The following is a 22,337-nucleotide window of genomic DNA, read 5'->3' as shown; positions in this document are numbered from 1 at the left end:
CGGCCGCACCGCCCCCGCCGCCGGTCGCGCCGGACCGGCCCCCGCAGCCCGGGACCGGGCGTCCGGCCCCGGCGGGCGGCGGGAGCGGGCTGCCCGCCGGACGGCCCGACGGCCCGACGGCCGGGCGGGAGCGTGCGGCGGCCGCCTCCGGTGGCCCGGCCGCCGGCGGGACGGCGACGCCCACCGGGACCGCGGCCAGGACGGCCGCCGTCACCGTCGCCCACGACACTGCCGGCACCGCCACCGCCGTCCTCGCCCCGATCACGGTGGGGCTGCTGCTGACCGGCGCCGCGATGTACAAGCACCGGGGCCTGCCGAAGGGACACTGAGCGGCGCCGGGCCGGACCCGGCGCGCGGGGCGTCGGGGCGTCGGGGCGTCGGCCACGAGGCGAGGGCCGGGAGGCGGGGATCAGCGACCGGGGGTGGGCAAGTGCAGGGTGAGCAGCGGCAGTTCGCGGCCGGCGACGGAGCCGGAGGGGGTGATGCCGGTGCGGACCGCGCCCACGGCCAGGTAGAACGGCTCGGCGTTCGGGTCCGCCCCGAAGGTGATCCGGGTGAAGCCGAGGGCGGTCGCCTCGGTCCGCAGGTGCTCCATCAGGCGGCGGCCGATGCCCCGCCCGATGACGGCCGGTTCGACGAAGAGCATGCCCAGTTCGCCCTCCGGCGGCTCGCCGGTGAGGGTGACGAAGCCCAGCACCCGGCCGTCGTCCTCGGCGACGGCCGTGCGGTCGGGCCCGATCCGCTCCGGGTGGAGGGTGAGTTCGGCCCGGCAGGCCTCGATGAACGCCGCGTCGTAGCCCCAGTGCGCCTTGGAGCGCAGCGCGAGGGCGCTGAGCGCCGCCGCCTCGTCCGGCCGGGCCGGTCGGATCAGCATGGTGGGTGCTCCTCCTGGTCGGGTTCTCCGGGATCCGGACCCGGTGGACCGAAACTAGCGGAAGACCCCCGGGGGCGGGGCCGGGGACGGGGTGGCGGTGGCGTCGGTGGCCGGGACGGCGCCGGCGGCGAAGTCGGCGAGGGCGCGGCCGTGTTCGACCCGGCCGTGGGAGGCGTCGGAGGCCGCCCGGCGGGTCAGTTCGGCCAGCGGGAGCGGGGTGTGCGCGGCGGCCAGGACGAGGTTGCCGAAGCGCTTGCCGCGCAGCACCGCCGGGTCGGCGACCAGGCAGAGTTCGGGGAGGACCGCGCCGAGGGTGGCCACCTGGGAGCGGGCGAACGGCAGGGCGGAGCCGTCGGCGATGTTGACGGCGTACCAGCCGCCGGGGGCGAGCGCCCGGGCGGCCAGCGCCGTGAACTCGACGGTGGTGCAGTGGGCGGGGACCCGGGCGCCGGAGAAGACGTCGGCGATCACCAGGTCGACGCTGCCCTCCGGGGTGCGCTCCAGCACGCCGCGGGCGTCCGCGCCGCGCACCTTGACCTGCCAGCCGCGCTCCAGCGGGAGTTCGGCGCGGACCAGTTCGGTGAGCGCGGTGTCGATCTCGGCGACCTGCTGGCGCGAGCGGGGGCGGGTGGCGGCGACGTAGCGGGCCAGGGTGAGGGCGCCGCCGCCGAGGTGCAGGACGGTGAGCGGCCGGCCGGGCGGGGCCACCAGGTCGACCAGGTGGCCGAGCCGGCGCTGGTACTCGAAGCCCAGGTGGGCGGGGTCGGCGAGGTCGACCAGGGACTGCGGGGCGCCGTCGATCAGCAGCGACCAGGCGTGCGGGCGGTCACGGTCGGGGCGCAGCTCGGCGAGGCCGGAGTCGACGGCGCGGGTGAGCGGGCCCTGGGCGTGGGTGCGGCCGCCGGGGCCGGTGGCGGCGGGCGGGCCGCTCTCGGCGGTGGTGCGGCTGCGGTCCGCGGTGCGGCCGGCTCGGTTGCTTCGTCCCATGCCCCCGATTATCGCCGCCGCGCGGCGGAACCCCGCAGCTCAGCGAGGGCGAGGGCGGGGGCGAGGGGCGGGGCCGGGTCGGGGCCCGGGGCGGGCCGGGATCAGGCCGGGCCGAGGCCGCCGGCGGCGAGGGTGCAGGCGGCCTCGCAGAGGGCGGAGCGCAGGACCCAGGGGTCGGTGGGCCGGGTGGCGCGGTCGGCGCCGGCCGGGGGCATCACCCAGCGCGGGTCGGTGGGCGGCAGCAGGGGGGCGCCGGCGGTACAGGAGCTGCCGGGCAGGTGCCAGGACGCCGAGGTGCCGGCCGGGACGAGGAAGGAGACGGTGGCGCCGTTGCTGCTCTGCAGCACGGCGCCGCAGGCCCGGCGAAGCCGCAGGATGTCGACCGCCTCCAGGCCGTGGCGCAGCGCGACCGTCACGGTGTCGAAGGCGGCGACGAGCACGGCGTCGGCGCGCGGGCGGGGGGCGGGGCCGCCGCCGGACGGGGACCGGCCGGGGTCGCGGTCGTCGGCCGACTCGGGCAGCAGGGCGGGGGCGGCTCCGTCGAGCACCCCGCCGACGGCCAGGCGGCGGAACTGCGGTACTCCTGTGGCCGGCATGGGCCCTCCTGTCACCTCGTCGGGACCGGAAGCCGTTCCGCCCGGGTGGGGGTGCCGCCAGGGGCGCGGCAGGGGGGACGGCGGCGGGGGCTTCCGTGTACCAGGACAACGCCGGGCCCGTTCCGCAGGCCACGGGGCGCCTTACAGCAAGGCATGGCATTTCATGGCGGATCCCGGGAACTTTGCCCCGTTTGCCCCGGATTGATGGCACATCGACGGCGAACCCGCTGTGTCCGTCCGGTGACTCCCGGTACTGTCGTGCCGCGCCCGGCCGTCCGCCGGGCCCCACCGGACCCACGCGCGGTGGGGCGACCCCGCCGCCCCGCCGCCGCCCCGCCGCCGCCCGACCCCGCACCACCACCCGCACCATCACGGAGCGCACCATGGCAGCCACCCCACCGGCCGAGCCGAACCGCCCGTCACCCAACACCGCGATGCGCGCGCTGCGCGGCGACCGCTCGCCGGGCGAGTTCGCCACGGCGGTGCGCCGGGCGGCCCGTGAGATCGGCGAGCACGTCTCCTGCGACGCCCGGTACGTCGGGCGGGTCGAGTCGGGCGAGATCCGCTGTCCCAACTACGCCTACGAGCGGGTGTTCCGGCACATGTGGCCGGACCGCTCGCTCACCGACCTCGGCTTCGTCCCCCGCACCGCGCTGCGCCGCCGTCCGGCGGACGGCGGCGGGGGCGCGGACGGCGCGGGGGGCGGTCCGCGGGGCGCCGGGGTGCCACCGCCTTTCCATCCGGCGTTCCCGCCGCTGCCCGTCCCCCGCTCGCCGCTCGCCACCCGGCTCCCGTACGCTGCCTCGCCGTACGCGGAACCACCCCCACCGGTCGGGGCCCCGGTGCCGAGGTTCGCGACGGCGCCCCGGGGGTCCGACGAACCGCTCCCCCGTGACGAGGAGAACGACGACGTGCGTCGCCGTACCTTCCTGGCCGGCGGCTCTGCCGCGCTGGCCTCCGTGATCGGCCTCGACCTGCCCGGTCGGGCCGCCGAGGCCGCCGCCCCCCACGGCGCGGCCGTCCTCCCGGCGCCGCCCGGCGCCGTGGTGCCCGGCCGTCCCGGCCCCGCGCCGCTGCCCCGCAAGGTCGGCGCGGCCGAGGTGCTCGGCGTGGAGCAGGCCGTCCGGGACATCCGGCTGGCCGACGACGCGCACGGCGGCGACGCCCTGTTCGAACAGGCCGGCCGTTCCCTGCGGGAGGCCTATCTGCTGCTCGACGCCTGCGAGTACTCCACCGACACCGAGCGCAGGCTCCAGGCCGGGGCCGGCGAACTGGCCATCTCGGTCGGCTGGTTGGCGCACGACTCGAACCGGCTCGGGGACGCCCGCTCGTACTACGCGGAGGCGCTGGCCACCGCGCGGATGGCCGGCGATCCCGCGCTGGAGGCGCACGTCTTCTCCAACAGCGCCTTCCTCGCCCGGGACGCCGGCCGCCCCCGCGAGGCGCTGCGCGCCGCCCAGGCCGGGCAGTCCGCCGCCCGCCACCTCGCGTCGCCGCGGCTGCTCGCGCTGCTGACGATGCGTGAGGCGGGCGGCTGGGCGCTGCTGCGCGACCGCGGTGCCTGCGAGCGGGCGATCGGCCGGGCCCGCGGGCTGTTCGAGCAGGGCCCCCGCGCGACGGACCCGGAGTGGATGTCGTTCTTCGGCGACGCCGAACTCGCCGGGCTGCAGGCCCAGTGCTGGTCCGCGCTCGGGGACTGGGACCGGGCCAGCGAGCACGCCCGGCTGGCCATGGCGCTCCAGCAGCCGCACTTCGTGCGCAACCGGGTGCTCTACACCGCCGAGCTCGCCCACGACCGGCTCGGCCGGGGCGACCTCACGGGTGCGGCCGGGCACGGCTCGGCCGCCGTCGCGCTGTTCGGCGACGTCCGCTCGGCCCGGATCCGCTCCATGCTCGCGGACACCGCGCAGCGGCTGCGGGAGCACCGGCGGGTGCCGGAGGTGGGGCGGTTCCTGGCCGAGTACGGCGCGGCGACGACGGCCGCCTGAACCGGCGCGGGCGGCCGGCCCGGGTCAGTGCCTCAGCGTCTCCAGGTGGCCCTGGTCGTTCCACAGTTCGACCGCCGGGGCGCCGTACTCCCAGGACAGGACGCACAGCGCGGCGGTGCCGAGCTTGAAGCGCTGGGCGTACTCGGGCGGCAGGCCGAGCCAGCGGGCGGTCAGGATGCGCAGCAGGTGGCCGTGGGCGAAGAGCAGGACGTCGCAGTCGGCGCAGTGCATGACCGTGGTGTCCGGGTCCGGCACGCCGTGCTCGGCGTTGAGGTCGGCGAGCAGCGCGTCGACCCGGGCGGCGACCTCGGAGAGCTTCTCGCCACCGGGGACGCCGTCGCGCCAGATCAGCCAGCCGGGCTGGTCGGTGGCACGGATGTCGGCGCCGGTGCGGCCCTCGTAGCGGCCGTAGTCCCACTCCAGGAGTTCGGGGCGCTCCACGGCCCGGTCGCCGAAGCCGGCCAGCTCGCAGGTCTCCCGGGCGCGGCCGAGCGGGCTGGTCAGGACGCGGGCGTCGGGCAGGCCGTTCCAGGGCGCCCCGGCGAGGCGGGTGCCGAGCGCGCGGGCCATCGCCCGGCCCTCCTCGGTCAGCGGGATGTCGGTGCGGCCGGTGTGGCGGCCGGTGGCCGACCAGTCGGTCTCGCCGTGGCGGACCAGCAGGATGCGGGCGGGCATGGGTAGGCTCCTCGTGCTCGGGCGGTGCCGTCGGGGCGGCGGCAGCGGTCGGCCTCGCCGGCGGGCACCGGTCTCCATGATCCCCCACCGGCGGAGCGCCCACGATCCCGGGCTCCGTCCGCCGGCGGGTCCGGCACCTGCGCATTCGCCGCCAACGCCCCCGTCCGGGGCGGATTGTCGGAGCCGGATGCGACACTGGGCCGCACCATGAACGTCTCGACGAACGCCCCGCTCCGCGGGCCGGCGGAGCCGCTCGCCCAGCGGCTCGCCGAGCTGCGCGGACCGGCGCCGCAGCGCAGTCTGAACGCCCGTGCCCTCGCCGCCCTGGCCGCCAATCCGGGGTGCCACCGCCGCGCCGTGCTGGACGCCGCCGGGGTGGACAAGGCGGCGCTGGCCGCCCGGCTCGGCCGCCCCGCCCCCTTCGGCCGGTCGCCGTTCGCGCTGGCGCGCGGCGTGGTGTTCGAGGCCCGACTGAAGGAGAACGGCTACGCGGCACTGCTGGAGCCGCTGCGCGGCCGGCTCGGCCTGTCCGAGGACGGCGGCCCGCTGCTCGTGCCGGACCTGCTGCGCTCCTCCGGCCCGGCGGTCCGGGCCGACCGCACGGCGGCCGCGCTGGCGCAGGCGGCCGCCGACGAGCACGCCTGGACGCTGCTCGACCACCCGATGCTGCGGCTGGACGTGGCGGGCTCCACCGCCTACCTGGAGCCGGACGCCGTCGTGGTGCACGGCGGCCGCTGCACGGTCGTGGAGATCAAGTCCTTCCCGGTGCTGGACGGCACCGCCGACCCGGGCAAGGTGGGCGCCGCCGCCCGGCAGGCCGCCGTCTACGTGCTGGCCCTCCAGGAGGCCGCCGCCGCGCTGGCCGGGCGGCCGGTGGACCCGGATCCGTACGCCGAGCAGCGGCTGCCCGGCAGTCCGCGCACCAGCGTGCTGCTGGTCTGCCCGGAGGACTTCGGCAGCCGGCCGACCGCCGTGCCGGTGGACGTGCGCCGCGAGCTGGCCACCACCCGCCGGCAGCTGAGCCGGATGACCGGCATCGAGCGGCTGCTGGCGGTGCTGCCGCCGGGGGCGGACCTCGACCTCTCCCCCGGCGCCGACGGCGTGCCGGTCCGGTCGGCCGAGGAGCTGGAGAAGACGGTCGGCACGGTGCCCGCCGCGTACAGCCCGGACTGCCTCTCCACCTGCGAACTCGGCTTCCACTGCCGCGCCCAGGCGCGCTGCGGGGACCGGGTCGAGCAGCTCGGCCGGGGGGTGCGGGGCGAGCTGGGCAGCATCCGCACGGTGACCGAGGCGCTGGCCGTCGCCGGCACCGGCCCGGCCGGGTCCGCCCGGGCGGGCGCCGGCGAGGACGGCGACGGGGCGGACGAGGCCGCCGCCCGGCTGGCGTACGCCGCCGCGCTGCGCGCCGAGGCGCTCGGGCGCCCCGCGCCCGCCGGGGCGGGGGCCGAGCGGTGAGCCTGCTGTCCACCCTGGCCCGGCTGGAGGCCGTGCGCAGCGGCCGGGCCGAGCCGCTGGCGACCGTCCGCCACCGGCACCTCTCCGAGCGCCCGATGGTGCTCGTCCCGCTGACCTCGGCCGGCGAGGACGGCGCGCCGCTGGCCGTGCTGCTGGGCACCGACCGCGACGCGCCGGCGCTGCACATCGTGCCGCAGCCGCTCAACCGGACGCTGCGCTCGGAGTTCCTGGCCGACCTGGCCGCCGATCTGCTGCCCTACCTGGAGTCCTTCGGCGACGAGGTCGAGCTGATCGAGGGCTCCGAGAAGGATCCGGAGAGCGGGGAGAGGACGCCGGTCGTCCGGGAGCTGTGCGCGGACGCGCCGCAGCTGATCGTCCCGAACAGCGGGGGCGTGCGGTACCTGGCGCTGCTCGGCCGTTCGACCCGGTTCCGCCGCACCGCCGAGGACGAGGACCCGGGCCCGTTCCCGGCCCCCGCCCGGGTGCCGCTGCTCGGCCGCTGGCTGACCCACCTCGCCGAGCGGGCGATGGTGCCGGGCACCAGCCTGCTGCTGCCGGTGACCGGCCTGCTGGCCCGGCACTGGGCGACCGGCCAGAGCCACCTGGAGGACCAGCACCTGGCCGCCCGGCTGGCCTGGCACACCCCGCCGGAGGGGCTGAGCGGCGCGCAGGCCGCCGAGCGGGCCGAGACCGGGCGCGGCGGGACGGGCCGGCTGCTCCACCCGCCGGCCGGTCCGACCACCGACCCGGTGTTCGACGCCAAGGTCCTCGCCCCGGCGATCGCCCGCTACGACGCGGCCGCGGCGGCGCTGCGCGGGGCCGACGCCGCGGGTGCGGCGGGCGGCGCGGACGCCGCGGCGGCCCGGGAGGCCGTGCGGGTCGCCGTCGAGCAGCTGCGCGCCGTCCTGCACGAGGAACTGCTGCCGACCTGGCACGACGTCTGGCACGGCCTGGACCTGCTGCGCGCCCTGCCGCCGGCCCGCCACCTGCCCGAGCGCTGGACCGGCGACCGCTGGTCGTACACCGGTCACCGGGACCGGCTGGCGGCCGGGGAGCCCCCGCAGCCGCGGATCGACGACGCCGTGACGGCGGCCCGCAAGCTCGCCCAGCGCGAGCGCGAGCAGGCCCGGCTGGACGTCCAGGAGGCGCTGGACGACCCGCTGGCGATGGCCGGGCACCGGCTGGCCGGGGAGGCGTTCAGCGGGGTGGTGACCGAGGTGGTGCCGGACTACGACACCACCGGCCGCTCCCCCAAGCCGCGCCCGCTGGTGATCGTGCGCACCGACGACCGTCCGCACGCCGACCCGGGCCGCGAGGTGCACCGGGTCCGCGAGCCGGCGGGGCCGGAGGCGGCGGCCGGGCCGGCGCAGAAGGCCGTGATCGCGGCGGCCGACCCGCAGGAGGGCACCATCACCGTGCGGCTGCTGTCCGGGATGGGGCGCAAGCGGGAACCCGAGCCGGGCAGCCTGCCCGAGCCGGGCGAGCGGGTGACCTTCACCCTGTTCGAACTGACGGTCCGGCAGGCCGCGCCGCTGCCCGAGCCGGACGACACGCCGTGGACGCACGGCGGCCCGCCCGGCGCCGCCGTCACCGTGGTGCCGGTCGTGACCGGCGCCGCCGAGGACTGGGAGTGATCCGCCCGATGAGCACCGAGCAGGCCGCCGGCCAGACCCCGGGCGCGGCCGCCGACGCCGCGGTGGCGCGGATCCTGGAGGCGACCGTCCGCCCGGCCGCCGGAGCCCCGCGCGGCGTGGTGGTGGACTCGCCGCCCGGCGCCGGGAAGTCGACCCTGGTGGTGCGCGCCGCCCGGGAGCTGGTCGCGGCCGGCGAGCGGCTGATGATCGTCGCCCAGACCAACGGCCAGGTGGACGACCTGGTCGACCGGCTGGCCGTCAAGGCACCGGACCTGACGATCGGCCGGCTGCACGCGGCCGACGCGCGCCCGGGGCCGGAGGTGCTGCGGCACGCCAACGTCACGCCCTCGGACAAGGTCGCCGAGCTGGCCGAGCTGGACGTGGTGATCTCCACCTCGGCGAAGTGGCAGTGGGTGCGGGCCGAGCAGCCGTGGCGGCACGCGATCGTCGACGAGGCGTACCAGATGCGGTCGGACGCGCTGCTGGCGGTGGCGCGGCTGTTCGAGCGGGCGCTGTTCGTCGGCGACCCGGGCCAGCTGGACCCGTTCACGGTGGTCGGCACCGAGCAGTGGGCGGGCCTGTCGTACGACCCGTCGAGCAGCGCGGTGGTCACCCTGCTCGCGCACAACCCGCAGATCGAACCGCACCGGCTGCCGGTGTCCTGGCGGCTGCCGGCCAGTGCGGCGCCGCTGATCTCCGGGGCGTTCTACCCGTTCACGCCGTTCCGCTCGGGCACCGGCCCCGGCGACCGCTCGCTGACCGCCTCGGTGCCCCCGGACGGCTCGGCGGTGGACGCGGCGATCGACCGCGCCGCCGAGCACGGCTGGGCGCTGCTGGAGCTGCCGGCCCGGCACACCGTGCGCACCGACCCGCAGGCGGTGGCGGCCGTCGCGGCGACCGTGCGCCGGCTGCTGGACCGCGGGCTGACGGCGCACTCCGAGCAGGGTTCGGCCCCGCTCACGGCGGACCGGGTCGCGGTCGGCACGGCGCACCGGGACCAGGCGGCGGCCGTGCGGGCGGCGCTGGCCAGGGCGGGGGTGCCGGTGGACCCGGCGGCCGGACCGGCGGTGACCGTGGACACCGCGAACCGGCTGCAGGGGCGCGAGTACGACGTCACGGTGGTGCTGCACCCGCTGTCGGGGCGGCCGGACGCGACCGCGTTCCACCTGGAGACCGGCCGGCTCTGCGTGCTGGCCTCCCGGCACCGCCACGCCTGCATCGTGGTGGCCCGGGCCGGGATCGCGGACCTGCTGGACGAGCATCCGGCCACCGAGCCGGTGCAGTTGAACGTCCCGGTGGCGTTCCCCGACGGCTGGGAGGCAAGTTTTACCACACTGGAGCACTGGATGCAGCACCGCGTCAGACTGCACTGATCAGGGCTGCCAGCAGCACCGGCGCCCCGGCATCCACATGCCGGGGCGCCGTCAGCTGATCACCGCTCCTCAGGTCCCTTGAAGACGGCCACGGGCCGCTTCGATCTCGCTTCGGGCCGCAGTACCGAACACGGCTTGGTCCCGCAGAGCGGCGAACACGCGGACGAAGTACGAGATGTTCTCGGGCCTGGCCGTCTGGAACGCCCCCGACCAGAACTCTTGCTTGAGCAAGCTCTCATCGAACAGGTAGAAGCCCTCACCGGGGTAGAGCGATCGTGCCTGGCCTTGCGGGATGATCCCGATGGAAACGTACGGGAGCCTGGACACCTCCAGGAGGTGATCAAGTTGCCCGTTCATCACCTCAGCACCGCCCGTATTGTTAGTTAGCGCTGAGGCTTCCAGGAGGAACGAGAATATCGGCGCCCCGGTGCCGAGGAACCGCTTCCGGACCATGCGGTTCTGTGCCGCTTCCTCCACGTCATCCAACGGCAGGCCGTGCAGCTTGGCATGGATGGTGAACTGCGCCTTGGCGTACTCGACCGTCTGTAGGAAGCCGGGGACGAACAGCGACTCATACACCCGGAGCAGCTTGGTCTTCGCGTACAGGTCCATGGCTTGGAACTGGAGACGCTTCATCCCCGGTCGGTGCCACCGCTTGTAGTCGGTCCACATCTGCTCGATCTCACGACTCATCGCGATGAGTTCGGGAGTCTGCCCCTCGACGGCACAGGCCGTTGCCCATCGTCGGATGTCTTCCTCGGTCGGGATCTGCGTCCCGTGCTCGATCTTCGACACCTTGGTCTTGTGCCAGCCACAGCGCTGCGCGAGCTCGACACCCGAGAGATGGGCATCCCGACGGAGTTCTTTGAGCTGAGTCCCGAAAGCGCGCCTTGCGGACTCGGATGGTTCCTGGTCAGACATGTCGCTACGGCTTGTACTCACCATTGGGGACGCCGAGCGACCATGCCTGCTCGAACGCCTCGTTGCAGAACCGGACCACGTCCGCATCGGTTGAGAGCTGGATGTCGGTCTGTTGGTTGTCTCCCCCGATGAGGTTGAAGACCACCAGGTCATCCCGGATCAGGCAGTCGTTCCCCGGCAAGGGCAGCGCCGACACGAGACGGCGGGGAAGCCACCGAAGACGCTCCGTGGGGTCGGCCAGTTCGACCGCCATCCGCTGGTAGTCCGAGAGGGGTTCGGAGACGACCCGCACACGCCGGTAAGGAAAGCCGGCAGCGGCCTTCCCGGTCAGGAACGCACGATGCCCGCGCATCGTCTCCTCGACCGTCTCACGGTCGCCTGAGCGCCATGCCTCGAACAACGGGCGGTCCACCTCATAGAAGTCCCGTAGCTCAAGCTTCCGGACCTCTTGGGCAGGCTCACCGAACAGCAGCTCAATTCGGCGTGCCGCCGAGATCAATTCCATAACGCTCCCTGACGTACTTCCGAACGAACACATCCATGGTCCGCCCGGACATCTCCCCGAACGTCTCGTCGTCGGCAAGGGCGACGAGCTGATCCCGAACCTTCGGCCCGCGCTTCTTGAGTTGCACGATCCATGAGCCGCGGTCGGTCTCATAGAACGTCTCGCACTCGACGCCGCCCTGAGAGTTGGGGTCCGTGCAGAAGAACGTAGCGGTCAAGTCGTCGCCGTCGCTGCTGTGTTGCCGCATGTTGCTCCCCCCGTGATCCGGCCGCATGTCATCTCCGACCTTCGCCCTACGAGCACCCCAAGGTCAAGCGTTCGACGGCACCAAAGCGCACGCAGACGGGTTCCAGCAACTATGAGCAACTTCGTTGAGTGCCGCTGGCCGAGGTTCGTACGGTCTACCCCACGCCCCTACGCATCGGTGAAGGAGAGGGAGCCAGGTATGTCCGCTGCCGTGAGGTCCGCCGGTTCGCACCGGAGCAGGGAGCGGGCCAGTCCGCAGAAGATGGCCGCGATCTTGAACGAGTACCGGGTGGCACAGTCGGAGTCCCGACCCGTGCGGTACCCGCTGCCGCCGGGGTGCGGGTGTCCCCGGTGTCGCACTGGGGGCTCCGGTGAATGACGCGATCGCCCTTCCCCCGCCGTCCGAGGCGGGCGAGTCCTCGACGTCCGCCGAGCCGCCCAACACCCCGGAAGCGCCGGACCCCGTGAGCGCCGCTGTGGAGCGGTTCCGGGCCCTGCATGCCGAGCGCATGCGCCACCGACACCAGCACTGAGCCGGCCGCAGCCGGTTCATGAGCAGAGCGGAGGCACTACTTGAACACCATCGACCTTCTCAGGTCGCCGAACACCGTGCTGGCCAACGCCGTTGACGATGCTCTGGACGTGCTCCGTCCCCGATTCCGGGAGGCCGGGACGGAACGGATCGAGTTCACCGTGGGGACGCAGCTCAACGGGCGTCCGCACATCGGCACGCACCTGGTGCAGAGCCTGTCGTTCCTGGTCGCCGAGCGGGCCCGCGATGAGTTCGGGGTCGATACGGCCGTGGACTTCGTAGCGCTGGACAACGCCCCGGCGGAGACCATCACCGATGGCGGCCGGATGTACCAGCTCACCTACCACCACCAGCTCGGAGACCACGGCATCCGTGCCCTGGTGACCGAGTACTACGCCCCTCTCCTGGACGCGATGACCAGCCGCACAGGCGTGGAGTACAGGGTCAGCAGCTACACCGAGCAGCAGGCGAGCCCGGAGTTCCGGGCCGAGTTCCTGCGAACGCTGGAGTTCCTGGATCAGATCCGGTTTTGGTTGGCTCCGGCCAACGGCACCGCTCACATCCGACTGCCGTGTCCGGCGTGCGGGTGGGCTCAGAAGTACGCCGACCACACGCGGCTGTTGGAGCTGGACGATTCGGGGGCGCTGTTCGAAGCGATGTGCCACGAGCACGGCCGCTACGAGGCGGACATCACGCCGCTCGGCGGCGGGTACCTGGACCTCTCCACCCTGTACCGGAACGTGGTCAAGGAACGGTCCTACCGCCCCCACGACGGCACGTTGCACGTGATGGTGAAGGGCGGCGACTGGGCGTTCGGCTGCCAGCTGGTGGACGGCGCCCACGTCGCGATCGGGGCGCCGGCCGCTCCGGTGCCGCTGCGCGTCTTCACCCCTCAGATCCTCGGCAACGACGGCGGGAAGCTCTCCAAGAGCCTCCTGCGCGCCTCTGCCGACGCCGGAGACGCGACGGGAGGCAGCACCGCGGAGTGGCTGCTCGACCCGGCCGCCTGGCCCGGCACACAAGCGGACTACGTCGAAGCGCTCACCGGCGCCGGTGAGCTGATGCTCAGCAGCCCGAGGCACTTCTTCCGGTCCTACACCACGACCGCATTGGAAGCCCTGATGACCACCCGCCAGCCTGCCAGGAACCAATCCCAGGCGCATGGCCGTCCCCGCAACATCCAGATCTACAAGCAGTACTTCGACCTGATCGCCGACGGCTCCAAGACCGTCGAAGTCCGGGTCGCCTACGCCTCCATGAAGCGAATCAGGGTCGGGGACCTGCTCAACTTCACCTGTCGTGGCGAGGAGTGCCTGACCAAGGTGACCCGCATCGGCACCTACAGGACCTTCAAGGAGATGTTCGGCACCGAGGACGTGAAGGCGGTCAACCCGCACGCGACCGAGGCCGAACAGTTGCGGGCGATCCACGCGATCTTCCCGCCCGAGAAGGAAGCCCTCGGCGTGATCACGTTCGAGATCGAGCGAGTGAACCCCGGTGAGTAGGCGCAGGCGGGTCCTGGTGGTCTGCAAGGGGAACCACTGCCGTTCCCCGATCGCCGCCCTGATCATCGCGGAGCGGTCCGGGGGCGCGCTGGACGTGCGCTCGGCGGGCACCCGCGACTGGCACGTGGGCAAGCCCGCACACCCGCTGATGATCGAAGCTGCTTCCGCCTTCGGCTACGACCTGACCGGCCACCGGGGCCGGTTCCTGGACGAGGGGCTGCTCAGGTGGGCTGACGACGTGGTCGCGGTCGACGACGAAACGGCGCTCGCGGTCGAAGCCATCGTCGGCCCGGACCGACCGGTGAGAATCCTCGGTTCGGGCATCACCGACCCGTGGGGCGGCGGTCCCGAGGACTTCGCCGCTGCCGTCCTGGAGATCCAGGAAGCCACGGCCCTGTTCTACGCGGTCTAACCGCCGTCCCGAGCATCTGAGCAAACGAAAGAACCGCCCCGGCCTTCTCGGCCGGGGCGGTTGCTTTGCTTCGAGCGTTCAGAGCAGCGCCAGGAACGGGTTCCCGGTCACGACCGGCTCAGGCCGGGGAGCGGGCACGGGAGCCGGGGGCGTGGTCTTGGCCGGGCGGTAGGTGTCCATGCGGACGACCGTGGCCGGGCGTTCGTCACGCTGGGTTCGCGGCCGGCTGAGCGGAGCGTGACCGGCCACATCCTCAGCCAGGGTGTAGACCGTGGCTGGGCGGCCAAGGCCGGAGCGGTCGAGAGTGACCGTCACCCCGGGCAGGGCCTTGACCTCATTGGCAGAGGCGCCCACGTACGGCAGCAGCTCGGACGACTTCGCCTTGCCCCCGTGCATCTCGATGCGGGCCCGGACCTTCTCCGCCAGGGTCGGCACCCGGCGGGCAGGCTTGACCGTCCCGGCCGCACCACCCGTGATGCTCACCGCACACCGGACGCTGTAACGAACCAGCGAGAACGCGGCGGACAGACAGGCGTGGTCGATCACCTCCGACCGCTCCGAGGCAGCCAGGCAGGCCGCTACCCGGATCGTTTGTTCGGCAGTGCGCTCGACGTAAACGGCCTGTGCCTCGGGAAGGCTCTCAGAGATGATCCGGGCATACCTACGGATGACCTTCCACAGGGGCCGGGCGTCCTCTCCAAGGGTGATCGCGTGCCGGTCACCGGCCGCCCAGTAGTAGGCCTGGGTGATGTCCCAGCCGTCTACCTCGGGCAGCGTGGCGCCGTCGTCGTCCAGCATCGGCACGGACCCCAGGGCGAAGGGCATGATCCTGTTGTAGGACCCTCCGGCCGCTTCGGTCGCTCCGATGTACTTGGACCAGTCGGAGGGGGTGATGTGCGCATGGAAGACGACCGCCGGATCATCCACGGACTGAGCCTCGGCCTTCGTGGTGTTCCGGATCGGGGCCCCGTCCCAGGCGCTTCGGAGCTTGGCAGTGAAGCTCGCATCCCGCCGCACGCGGCGCAGCACCTCCGACCACTCCTCTTCGAGTACCAGGGCCCGGACGTCGCGGCCGGCCTCTGTCTCCTCCGTGGCTTCCACCTGCTCGGCGAGGTAGTTCACCAAGCTTGCGCCGGACGTGATGCCGCTGGTGGTGTGCGTCTCCAGGAAGCGGCCAAGGGCAGGCTTCATGACGTGCTGCGCGGCCCGAAGAGCCGTGCCCTTCCCCTTGCCCGTCCCACCGACCAGCGCGGACCACACGAGGGCCGGACGGGCGTTGCCCCGGCTGGACACCTTCACCGTCTGACCGATGGCAGCACTCCACATGCTCAAGGCCGCCACGTAGATGCCGACCGCATCGCACTCGACGTACGGGCTGACCCTCTCAACGGCCCGGCCGATGGGCCCGTACAGGGTGATGGTGCTCAACTTCTCTTCTCCTGAGACTGGTTGGGATCGGGTGGCCGGGCCGACCCCGACCACCCCAGGTACGTGCTGCTCGGTCAGGCCGCTTGCTTGGCTGCCACCCGGTAGGCGTGGCGGACCGATGCGGGGATGGGGCCCTTGGCGTTCACCGTGTAGCCCTGAGCCTTGGCCCAGTCGCGTATGGCCTGTGCTTCGGTCTTGGCCGTCGACCGTTCCGACCGGACGGCCTGAGCGTCCTTGCGAACCGGTTCGGGGAGTGGGTCTCCGCCCTTGAACTTCCCGGCGCACACGGCGTCCCGGAAGGCTCCCGGCTGCGTGGCGTCGAAGCAGGAGATGCCGAACTCAACTGCGTCCTGCAGCTTCTTAGTTGCCCGCTCCGCACCCTCACCACAGATGATCAGTACGGTGTTGGCATCGGCCCTGCCGACTACCTCATAGCCAAGGTTGCGGACAGCGTCCCGGGCATCCGACCACTCGTAGCCAGGGATCTCCCCGGACACCAGCACCGTGGGGCGAACCTCCGGCTCAGCCTCGGTCACGTCCTCTTCGGTGTCGTCCTGGTCGTACTCGGCCACCGGCGCCGACGGCTCAGCAGCAACCGGCACAGCCTCAGGCTGACCAGGCACACCAAGCGCATCCATCAGATACCGGGTGAAGACAACCCCGTGTTCCAAACAGAGATCCCATGCGTGACCAGCAATGGTCAGAGACTCCGTGGCCTCTTCCTCGCTGCCGTCACGGGCAATGTGGGCGTCACAGAAAACACGCTCAACGGGCACCAAGACAGTCGTACGCATGGGTTTGTTCGTTCCTTAGTGGAGTGAGTTCCAGTGGTTCAGCCGGAGCCTTGCTTCTTACGGCCGCCATCCGCGCCCACCGGCCCGACCGGCGAACACCTTCATCTTCTCACTCGAAACCCCGGAGAAGCCCTCTCCAGCCATCACGGATGCATTTCTTCTAGATAACTAGATGGTAAATGTAACTGGGGGTAATGCTTGGTAATTTGGAGTCAGGACCCACCGGGGGTGCCTTCCTTCCATCCTGTACGGGTTTCAAATGTTCGGCCGGCAGGCCGCTTCTCAGCCCAAAATAGGCCCGGCTCGCCAACTATGGGGCGGATCGGGCCTTATTGAGGTCCGAAATAGTTGCAAATAACCACCTATGGGAAGTGATCTGCACCTCAAAGCAGTGGCCCATGTCCGAGATGCTGTTGATCGACACATACTGTCCCGGGTTTCAAAGCAAAAAAGCGGGCCCCCGCCGAGAAGGCGGGGGCCCGAGAGGGGGAATGGATCAGGAAGTAGGCCACTCGACGGCAGTCTTGACGATGCCCTTAGTCGGCTTCGTCTCATCGAACGTGTGATCACTCTTGGTCGTGTCCAGGCCCGGGTATCGCACGATCTTTCCGCCGTACAGGTGGAGGTTATCCACGTAATCGGCACGGTAACGCTCACTGGGGCCCGAACGGAAACCGGTGAACTGCGATGCATAGGTACTGAAATCGGAGTGTCCGGCCACAATATCAACTCCGGCCGGCATGGCCGTGGTGGAGAGGATCGTGAAGCCCGCCAGGCGGGCCACAACGCCGTTAGCCGTTACCCCGGCCTCACCGTACGCACCGGCATTCGCAACGGCTGGATGCTCGACCAGGTAGCGCTTTACCTTCGGTGAGATGACCACGTATCGGCCGCCTGGGATGTCGTTGCCATCCAGGGCGAGCATCATGTCCAGCACGCCGCTGTAGAGCGCCTGAGGAATACTTCCGGCCCCGGGCTTGATGTTGGGAATGGCCGTGGCGCCAGCGGCGATCACGCGGCCCATGAAGGCATCTGCCTCCCGCGCCAGGGCCCGAATCATCTGCTGGTTGATCGGGGACTCCATGGCCCCCGCGGCCTGCACTCGCTCAATGTCTTCAACGAGAAGCTGAAGGTACTTCGCTTCGGTGATGGTGAGCTTCTGCTCTACGGTCTCGGGCCGCTGAGCGGTCATCCCGTCCGGAAGCTTGTAATCGCCCACGGTCGGCGTCGCAAGGCTGTTAATGCTGACGACATCGCCCTTGCTGCGGATGTCGCCTTCGTACTTCCGATTCGCCACAAGCTTGGAAGCCCAAACGAGCAGCGGATCGTACTGAGTGAGAAGCGTTGAATCCCAGACCTCAGGAACAAAGGAATGGGTGGATGGGTTCTGGTATGCCTGGGCCATATGGCCTCCTAGGTGTTATCGGTTTCGGGCATCAAGGGAAATTGGTGCACTGTTGTAGGGCGATCCTCGGTGAAAACCGGCACCCTGTAGCTGCGGCCATTCCGGCTTGCGCAGCTCATCGAATGGCTTCAGCGCCAGGCTGATGGCGTCAGCGGATGGCTCGCCGTCCTCGCCCAGAAGCTTCGAAGAATCAAGCAGGTTGAGAAAGCCGTCAGGAAACTGGAAACCACCCAGAGCAGCCTGAATCCTCAGTTCCGCATGAACGAGACGGGTCGAGTACTCCTGATGGATCTCGGCTCGAATAGCCTCGTTCGGGTCCGCCTGAACTGGGGTAGCTTCCGGCTCGGCCGGCATAGGCTCCGAAATCTCGGAGTTTGACTCTTCGGTGTTGTTGTCAGGAATTTCCGTCATGACTTCCTCCCTGGTAGATGTTGGCGAGCTGGATTGCCTGACGGGTTGCACTGTCCTTGGCCTGCTCCATCAGGGAGGCGGTAGGAATGCAAAGGTGGTGAGCGATGACAACGAACATTGGAAGGCTTGGCTTACGCTCCCCGCGCTCCCACTGATAGACGGCCTGAGCACTGACACCCAGACGCTCGGCCAGGGCCTTGACCGAGATACCCAGGCTTTCGCGCCGCGCCTTACCCTTCACTGGGTCATACATGGCTCTCCTTCAACAAGCGATCGAGCAATAGAGAGGGAAATGAAAAAGGCCCCGGCCTCCAAGTGGAGACCAGGGCCAGAACCGGCGGCCTGGGCGCCATGCCCTAACGCCAAGGCCAGTCGGTAAGACTCAAGTGAGAAACATTCACTTCTACTAATGATGTATGTGTCCAACGGCCCCACTTCCGGACCGTGGGGCCAGAAGAGAGACCTAAGTCACATAAGACTCTAGAAGGCCGCCCCTTGAAGGCGGCCCTACTGGAGTAGCTACTAGAAGTTCCTGGGCCTCGATCGCTCGGCCCAGGCAGCAGGAACCTCTATTAAGAAGGACCGTGGGATTTACCGTTGCGGTTGAGCGGCCGAGGAGTCAGTTTCGTTAAACCGCGGATTCTCTCGGAGGCCCCGAGCCCAGTTGGCGAGGCTGAACGCCGAACCGCCCCGGGCGATGTTGTCAGCCTCGCTCTCGGCCCGTTGGGCTTGCTCTGGCGTCGAGTGAAGCCAGTCCTTGGCGTCGCCGTCCCACGGCATGTTGTGGCCGTGTGTTGCACACTCCTCCCGCTTCCGCCGCGACGGCGCGTCCATGCTGGCCACCGTGTTGGGCACCAGCAGACATCGAGCCGAGGCAGACGGGGCGAGCAGCCCAGCGCTCTTGAGGGCCGTCAAGGCCTGCGAGTACCGGCCTGCGGTGTAAGGCCGGCCATCCTCCCGGGTAAGGATCAGCTGCAGCTCTCCAGAGCCCAGAGGGGCGTGCCCGCCCCGTTGCATGCGGTCCATGGCGAGCAGGAAGAGCCGGAGATGGAGCTGAAGCCGCGGATCACCCACGGTCGGGTTTCGGTGCTTGGGCCGGTAGAGCTTGGCAAAGTGATAACTCATCTATCCCCTAAACAATTATTCTGGGAAATGAAAAGCCCCCGAGTTGCCTCGGGGGCTGAGTGCTATGAAGTTATGGGATCGCGCGCGGCCTACTGTCAGTCGGTGTTGCTCTCAGGTGCGTCCCCTGCGGCCTTGATCTCCAAATCAAGAATCTCGCGGAAGATCTTCAGGGCTGCCAGATCCCAACTCCGCTGGTCAGTTGGCTCGATCGTCGGCCCGTCGCCCGTGTTTGCCATCTGCGCGATGTCCTTGGGCGGGATAACGTACACGGCAGCACCCTGATCCTTCTTTTTCGGGTGACCCCACACGAAGATCCTGAATCCGGCCTGTCGGAGGAAGGGCCCGCGTTCCTTCCAGCCATCCATTCGAGCCCACTTGGCAGCGTAGGTCTGTCCGGTCCCGCGCACCTCCCACCGGCCGGGGACGAAAGGTACGGCCCTGAGGGTTTCGAGGGTAGCCGCGTGGCGCTCCATGGTCTTGGTGACGGTCTCGATGACGACCGGCGAAGCAGCCAGGGCGATGGAGTTGGAGAGGTTTTCAATAGCACCCTCCAGTTCCTTGATCTGCCTCCGGTTGTCCTTTCCCGGCACGTATATCCGCTCTGTTATTTCTTCCCCGCCAACTGTGGTCAGGAAGCCGTGCTCCGCAACGCTGTAGAGGAGGTCCTGCGGCCACGAGACCGAGAACGGGCAAGGCGTCCCGTTGGACCACGAGGAGCAGCGGAAGTACTCGTGCCTCTTCGGCTCACCGCTGGCCAGCGTGGTGTTCGAGCTGTTCTCGTACATCTTCTTGCCGCAGGGGCAGAAGAAGACGCCTGCCGCCGGGGAAGCATTCGACTTGATCCCCGCCCGGAACTTGCCCAGCTCCGTGACCGTCGCCTGCAACTGGTCGAACTCCTCATCGGTCAGGATCGGATCCGCCCACCGGACCGGGATGCCATCCCTCAGCAGCGGCTCGCCCTTGTGCATCGCAATCCCCTTGAGGACTGGCTTCTTCAGGAGCTTGCTCAAGGTCGAGGTGAGCCACTTCGACCCCTTGATCTCGTACTTCACGCCGGCCTTGCCCTCAGCGGCGTTCACGCTCCGCTGGTGGTCCTGGGAGGTCAGGACCCCGCGGCTGTTCCAATCGCTGCACAGTCGCCCCATGGTCCAGCCCTCCCCCACGATCCGCTCGTAGGCCTCCCGGATGAGAGGACCGGTGACGGGATCGATGATGAGCTTGAAGCGCTGGCGGCCGTTGTGCTCCGCCAGGACCGCGCGGTAGCCGAACGGCCATGTCCCGCCGCCCCACAGGGATTCGTCACGGTAGTACTGAGTCTGGTCCCGGCGCTTGTGCACGATGGCTTCCCTGTACTCCTGAGCCTGGGTGGCCTTGATGTAGGCGATCATCCGGCCGTTGCCAGGCCTGATGTCCAGCGAGGGGTCATCCAAGCAAATGATGTCCTTCCCGCCCTGGTAGCACTTGTCCGCGAACAGCTCCCAGTGGGTCTGATTGCGGGTGATGCGGTCGAGCGAGGTCACCATGATGGCGTCCCACTCGTACCAGAGCGGTTCGCGCGTCCACTTCCCGAGGTTGGGTCGGTCCTCCGGGCTGATGGCGCCCGAGACGAACGAGTCCTCTACTTCTCCGGCGGAGACGTACTTACCTGCCGTCATAGCAGCGCTCTGGGCTTCTGCCTGGCGGACCAGGGCAGAGCTGTCCTCGGAGTCCCGGCTGATGCGGCGCATCCTCAGGACCCGCGTGCCCGGGTGCGGCTGGTGTGGCATGTGGTTCTCTCCCTGGTCTCCGGCCCTCGACGCTATCACCATGGTCAAGCTGTTTTCCGAGGGCTGGGAGGCCAACCACCGGGTGCTGCACCACCTGTCCGGGCACCGGGTGCGGCTGGACCGGCTCTGACGACCGGGGGCGGCCTGCCGGCGCGGACGGCACGGAAGGCGAAGGCGCGGGCCGCACGGAAGGCACGGGCGGGCGGACGGCACGGGCGGGCGCGGCAGCTCGCGGCGGACGCGGGCGCGCACCGGGCCGCGGGGGCGTGCGGAAGGCCGCACCGGCGGACGCGCGCTCCCGGCGCGCCGGGTGGGAATAGCGCCCGGACGCGCACCGTTCCGTTACCGGCCGCCGCCGCGAGACAATGGACGACGGCCACGACCGGGCGGCGCCCGATCCGAACCGGCCGTCGCCCGCCCCCCATCGAGCACCCGGAGGTGTCCGTCCATGCCCGACTCCCATGCGCAGGCGTCCGACCCGAGCGGCCCCGCCGCGCCGGCCGGTCCCGGCACGGGCGCCGGTACGGCGTCCGGCCGGCGGCAGCGCCCGGTGCAGCTGCTGTTCGAGCCGCCGGCCGGCGAACCGGAGCCGGAGCGTTTCTTCGACCTGGAGTCGATCGACGACCCGGCCGAGCTGCTGCGCCGCTCCACCGAGCTGACGCTGGCCTTCCGGGCGGCCGCCGAGCGGGCCACCGACTTCCAGGCGGTCGCGGCCGCGCAGCTGGCGGACCCGCGCCGGTTCGACGCGCTGTCCGAGGCCGAGATCGCCGACCGGGCCGACTGGACGCCGGACTACGCGGCCAAGATGATCGAGTACGGCCGCACCCTGCTCAGCCCCCGGCGGCACGAGGACTGAGCCGGCCGGCGGTCCCCCACCCGGCTCCGTCGCCCCTGGCATATGCCGGAGGACGCGGAAGGGTACGCCCCCGCCCGCCCCGCTGTCCGGCGAACCGCGCTTTCCCTCCCGGACACGCTCCGGACACCCCACCCTGCTGTCCGTGGACATCTGGACCTATCAATCGGTGGAGTACGTGACCGTGGCCGGGGAGGCCTGGCTCGCCTCCGCCAGCGAGTACCCGCGCAGCATGCGCGCCCTGTGGGAGTCCCGCCCGTGGGCGCCCTCGGTGCTGCCCTGCGGCCGGGCCTTCGACGTGATCAGCATGCCGGCGCTGTTCGGCCGCCGAGTCCTGGACGAGCTGTGGGCCTCCGGGCCCGGCTGCGGGCCGGTGGCGGTCGTCCGGGGGCGCACCCTGCTGTTCGTGCAGCCGGGGGCGGCGCCCCGGCTGCGCCGGCTGCTGGCCTGGGAGGAGTGGGCCCGGGACGTGCCCCCGCTGCTGTGCCACGGCAAGGGCGACACGGTGACCGTGCCGCCGGTGCAGCGGACGGCGGACGGCGGGCCGCAGGCGGCGGAGCACGGCCGGGGGCGGTGGATCGTCGCCCCGGAGAGCCGGGAGCCGTGGCTGCCGGGGGCCTCCGTGGTCCTCTGGGCCTGCGTCCGGGCGGCCCGCGAGCCGGTCTCCGCGCCCTGAGCGCCCCCGGCCGGTACCAGGCCCGGGAGGTGCGGGTATTCGATTTTGGCCGGACCCGGCCCCGCTGCTAGAGTCTTCCCTGTCAGCAGGCGCCGCTAGCTCAGTTGGTTAGAGCAGCTGACTCTTAATCAGCGGGTCCGGGGTTCGAGTCCCTGGCGGCGCACAGACAGCCGGAA

Annotated in this window: 21 protein-coding genes, 1 tRNA gene and 1 pseudogene; 10 read left to right on the top strand and 13 right to left on the bottom strand. The window is 71.2% G+C overall.

Features of this window, described 5'->3' with window-relative positions; genetic code table 11:
* A pseudogene (locus ACFXAM_RS28295) lies at nt 1-329 on the top strand (hypothetical protein); the annotation flags it as partial.
* Nucleotides 330-409: 80 nt separating this feature from the next.
* On the opposite strand, the gene ACFXAM_RS28290 reads toward ACFXAM_RS28295, so the two are convergent.
* The 3 genes from ACFXAM_RS28290 to ACFXAM_RS28280 all read right to left on the bottom strand — a co-directional run bounded on the left by ACFXAM_RS28290 (nt 410) and on the right by ACFXAM_RS28280 (nt 2,457).
* Complete coding sequence (locus tag ACFXAM_RS28290) at nt 410-874, bottom strand: GNAT family N-acetyltransferase (RefSeq protein WP_380295384.1); 465 nt, start codon at nt 872-874, stop codon at nt 410-412.
* A 54-nt stretch (nt 875-928) separates the two neighbouring features.
* Entirely contained in the window at nt 929-1,861 is a 933-nt protein-coding gene (locus ACFXAM_RS28285) for a spermidine synthase (RefSeq protein ID WP_380295382.1), read from the bottom strand.
* Nucleotides 1,862-1,962: 101 nt separating this feature from the next.
* Nucleotides 1,963-2,457, bottom strand: coding sequence for a hypothetical protein (locus ACFXAM_RS28280; RefSeq protein ID WP_380295380.1), 495 nt, complete (start codon nt 2,455-2,457; stop codon nt 1,963-1,965).
* Nucleotides 2,458-2,840: 383 nt separating this feature from the next.
* Between ACFXAM_RS28280 and ACFXAM_RS28275 the strand changes: the two genes are divergently transcribed.
* Nucleotides 2,841-4,445 carry a tetratricopeptide repeat protein gene (locus ACFXAM_RS28275; RefSeq protein ID WP_380295378.1) on the top strand — a complete coding sequence of 535 codons (1,605 nt, stop codon included), beginning with the start codon at nt 2,841-2,843 and terminating at the stop codon, nt 4,443-4,445.
* 24 nt (nt 4,446-4,469) lie between these two features.
* Here the strand turns inward: ACFXAM_RS28275 and ACFXAM_RS28270 are convergent, their stop codons facing one another.
* Nucleotides 4,470-5,120, bottom strand: coding sequence for a histidine phosphatase family protein (locus ACFXAM_RS28270; RefSeq protein WP_380295376.1), 651 nt, complete (start codon nt 5,118-5,120; stop codon nt 4,470-4,472).
* Nucleotides 5,121-5,327: 207 nt separating this feature from the next.
* Between ACFXAM_RS28270 and ACFXAM_RS28265 the strand changes: the two genes are divergently transcribed.
* From ACFXAM_RS28265 to ACFXAM_RS28255, 3 genes are read left to right on the top strand one after another with little or no spacing between them, the layout of a single operon-like run.
* Nucleotides 5,328-6,575, top strand: a complete 1,248-nt coding sequence (locus ACFXAM_RS28265) for a hypothetical protein (RefSeq protein WP_380295374.1) — start codon at nt 5,328-5,330, stop codon at nt 6,573-6,575.
* A complete protein-coding gene (locus ACFXAM_RS28260) occupies nt 6,572-8,209 on the top strand; it encodes a hypothetical protein (protein ID WP_380295372.1) in 1,638 nt (545 codons plus the stop codon). The genes ACFXAM_RS28265 and ACFXAM_RS28260 overlap by 4 nt, the downstream gene beginning before the upstream one ends.
* A gap of 8 nt (nt 8,210-8,217) precedes the next feature.
* Nucleotides 8,218-9,582 carry an AAA family ATPase gene (locus ACFXAM_RS28255; RefSeq protein ID WP_380295371.1) on the top strand — a complete coding sequence of 455 codons (1,365 nt, stop codon included), beginning with the start codon at nt 8,218-8,220 and terminating at the stop codon, nt 9,580-9,582.
* Nucleotides 9,583-9,651: 69 nt separating this feature from the next.
* On the opposite strand, the gene ACFXAM_RS28250 is transcribed toward ACFXAM_RS28255, so the two are convergent.
* The 3 genes from ACFXAM_RS28250 to ACFXAM_RS28240 are packed head-to-tail and all read right to left on the bottom strand — an operon-like array spanning nt 9,652 to nt 11,255.
* Nucleotides 9,652-10,503: a helix-turn-helix domain-containing protein gene (locus ACFXAM_RS28250; protein WP_380295369.1), complete on the bottom strand. Its 852-nt coding sequence runs from the start codon at nt 10,501-10,503 to the stop codon at nt 9,652-9,654.
* A gap of 4 nt (nt 10,504-10,507) precedes the next feature.
* Nucleotides 10,508-11,008, bottom strand: coding sequence for a DUF6879 family protein (locus ACFXAM_RS28245; RefSeq protein ID WP_380295367.1), 501 nt, complete (start codon nt 11,006-11,008; stop codon nt 10,508-10,510).
* Nucleotides 10,977-11,255, bottom strand: coding sequence for a hypothetical protein (locus ACFXAM_RS28240; RefSeq protein WP_380295366.1), 279 nt, complete (start codon nt 11,253-11,255; stop codon nt 10,977-10,979). The genes ACFXAM_RS28245 and ACFXAM_RS28240 overlap by 32 nt, the downstream gene beginning before the upstream one ends.
* Nucleotides 11,256-11,827: 572 nt before the next feature.
* On the opposite strand from ACFXAM_RS28240, the gene ACFXAM_RS28235 reads away from it, so the two are divergent.
* Both ACFXAM_RS28235 and ACFXAM_RS28230 read left to right on the top strand, forming a co-directional pair.
* The gene (locus ACFXAM_RS28235; RefSeq protein ID WP_380295365.1) at nt 11,828-13,291 is read left to right on the top strand and encodes an ASCH domain-containing protein; all 1,464 of its coding nucleotides are present in this window, start codon (nt 11,828-11,830) and stop codon (nt 13,289-13,291) included.
* Nucleotides 13,284-13,703 (top strand): low molecular weight phosphatase family protein, encoded by a 420-nt coding sequence (locus ACFXAM_RS28230; protein ID WP_380295363.1) that lies wholly within the window; start codon nt 13,284-13,286, stop codon nt 13,701-13,703. The genes ACFXAM_RS28235 and ACFXAM_RS28230 overlap by 8 nt, the downstream gene beginning before the upstream one ends.
* Before the next feature lie 78 nt (nt 13,704-13,781).
* Here the strand turns inward: ACFXAM_RS28230 and ACFXAM_RS28225 are convergent, their stop codons facing one another.
* The 6 genes from ACFXAM_RS28225 to ACFXAM_RS28200 form a co-directional block, all read right to left on the bottom strand.
* On the bottom strand, nt 13,782-15,131 hold the full coding sequence (locus ACFXAM_RS28225) for a DUF3987 domain-containing protein (RefSeq protein WP_380295362.1): 1,350 nt from the start codon (nt 15,129-15,131) through the stop codon (nt 13,782-13,784).
* Nucleotides 15,132-15,205: 74 nt separating this feature from the next.
* Complete coding sequence (locus ACFXAM_RS28220; protein WP_380295360.1) at nt 15,206-15,925, bottom strand: histone-like nucleoid-structuring protein Lsr2; 720 nt, start codon at nt 15,923-15,925, stop codon at nt 15,206-15,208.
* A 496-nt stretch (nt 15,926-16,421) separates the two neighbouring features.
* On the bottom strand, nt 16,422-17,330 hold the full coding sequence (locus ACFXAM_RS28215; RefSeq protein ID WP_380295358.1) for a hypothetical protein: 909 nt from the start codon (nt 17,328-17,330) through the stop codon (nt 16,422-16,424).
* Nucleotides 17,331-17,345: 15 nt separating this feature from the next.
* On the bottom strand, nt 17,346-17,741 hold the full coding sequence (locus ACFXAM_RS28210) for a hypothetical protein (protein WP_380295357.1): 396 nt from the start codon (nt 17,739-17,741) through the stop codon (nt 17,346-17,348).
* On the bottom strand, nt 17,725-17,994 hold the full coding sequence (locus ACFXAM_RS28205) for a helix-turn-helix domain-containing protein (RefSeq protein ID WP_380295355.1): 270 nt from the start codon (nt 17,992-17,994) through the stop codon (nt 17,725-17,727). Before ACFXAM_RS28205 ends, ACFXAM_RS28210 begins: the two co-directional genes overlap by 17 nt.
* 967 nt (nt 17,995-18,961) lie before the next feature.
* The gene (locus ACFXAM_RS28200) at nt 18,962-20,674 is read right to left on the bottom strand and encodes a recombinase family protein (RefSeq protein WP_380295387.1); all 1,713 of its coding nucleotides are present in this window, start codon (nt 20,672-20,674) and stop codon (nt 18,962-18,964) included.
* Between the two features lie 406 nt (nt 20,675-21,080).
* On the opposite strand from ACFXAM_RS28200, the gene ACFXAM_RS28195 reads away from it, so the two are divergent.
* The 3 genes from ACFXAM_RS28195 to ACFXAM_RS28185 all read left to right on the top strand — a co-directional run bounded on the left by ACFXAM_RS28195 (nt 21,081) and on the right by ACFXAM_RS28185 (nt 22,324).
* Nucleotides 21,081-21,488, top strand: a complete 408-nt coding sequence (locus tag ACFXAM_RS28195; RefSeq protein ID WP_380295353.1) for a hypothetical protein — start codon at nt 21,081-21,083, stop codon at nt 21,486-21,488.
* 82 nt (nt 21,489-21,570) lie between these two features.
* A complete protein-coding gene (locus tag ACFXAM_RS28190; protein ID WP_380295386.1) occupies nt 21,571-22,161 on the top strand; it encodes a bifunctional DNA primase/polymerase in 591 nt (196 codons plus the stop codon).
* Nucleotides 22,162-22,250: 89 nt separating this feature from the next.
* Nucleotides 22,251-22,324 (top strand) — tRNA-Lys (locus ACFXAM_RS28185).
* Nucleotides 22,325-22,337 lie beyond the last annotated feature (13 nt).

The organism is Kitasatospora sp. NPDC059462, from assembly GCF_042749955.1.
In the GTDB taxonomy this organism is placed as follows: domain Bacteria; phylum Actinomycetota; class Actinomycetes; order Streptomycetales; family Streptomycetaceae; genus Kitasatospora.
Note: the sequence above shows the minus strand (reverse complement) of the source record. Positions and strands in the feature narration are given on the sequence as shown.

Bases quoted from the DNA above. Each gene is read 5' to 3' on its own strand.
- ACFXAM_RS28290 (WP_380295384.1), bottom strand. From the start codon at position 874: ATGCTGATCCGACCGGCCCGGCCGGACGAGGCGGCGGCGCTCAGCGCC.
- ACFXAM_RS28285 (WP_380295382.1), bottom strand. From the start codon at position 1,861: ATGGGACGAAGCAACCGAGCCGGCCGCACCGCGGACCGCAGCCGCACC.
- ACFXAM_RS28280 (WP_380295380.1), bottom strand. From the start codon at position 2,457: ATGCCGGCCACAGGAGTACCGCAGTTCCGCCGCCTGGCCGTCGGCGGG.
- ACFXAM_RS28275 (WP_380295378.1), top strand. From the start codon at position 2,841: ATGGCAGCCACCCCACCGGCCGAGCCGAACCGCCCGTCACCCAACACC.
- ACFXAM_RS28270 (WP_380295376.1), bottom strand. From the start codon at position 5,120: ATGCCCGCCCGCATCCTGCTGGTCCGCCACGGCGAGACCGACTGGTCG.
- ACFXAM_RS28265 (WP_380295374.1), top strand. From the start codon at position 5,328: ATGAACGTCTCGACGAACGCCCCGCTCCGCGGGCCGGCGGAGCCGCTC.
- ACFXAM_RS28255 (WP_380295371.1), top strand. From the start codon at position 8,218: ATGAGCACCGAGCAGGCCGCCGGCCAGACCCCGGGCGCGGCCGCCGAC.
- ACFXAM_RS28250 (WP_380295369.1), bottom strand. From the start codon at position 10,503: ATGTCTGACCAGGAACCATCCGAGTCCGCAAGGCGCGCTTTCGGGACT.
- ACFXAM_RS28245 (WP_380295367.1), bottom strand. From the start codon at position 11,008: ATGGAATTGATCTCGGCGGCACGCCGAATTGAGCTGCTGTTCGGTGAG.
- ACFXAM_RS28240 (WP_380295366.1), bottom strand. From the start codon at position 11,255: ATGCGGCAACACAGCAGCGACGGCGACGACTTGACCGCTACGTTCTTC.
- ACFXAM_RS28220 (WP_380295360.1), bottom strand. From the start codon at position 15,925: ATGCGTACGACTGTCTTGGTGCCCGTTGAGCGTGTTTTCTGTGACGCC.
- ACFXAM_RS28215 (WP_380295358.1), bottom strand. From the start codon at position 17,330: ATGGCCCAGGCATACCAGAACCCATCCACCCATTCCTTTGTTCCTGAG.
- ACFXAM_RS28210 (WP_380295357.1), bottom strand. From the start codon at position 17,741: ATGACGGAAATTCCTGACAACAACACCGAAGAGTCAAACTCCGAGATT.
- ACFXAM_RS28205 (WP_380295355.1), bottom strand. From the start codon at position 17,994: ATGTATGACCCAGTGAAGGGTAAGGCGCGGCGCGAAAGCCTGGGTATC.
- ACFXAM_RS28200 (WP_380295387.1), bottom strand. From the start codon at position 20,674: ATGGTGATAGCGTCGAGGGCCGGAGACCAGGGAGAGAACCACATGCCA.
- ACFXAM_RS28195 (WP_380295353.1), top strand. From the start codon at position 21,081: ATGCCCGACTCCCATGCGCAGGCGTCCGACCCGAGCGGCCCCGCCGCG.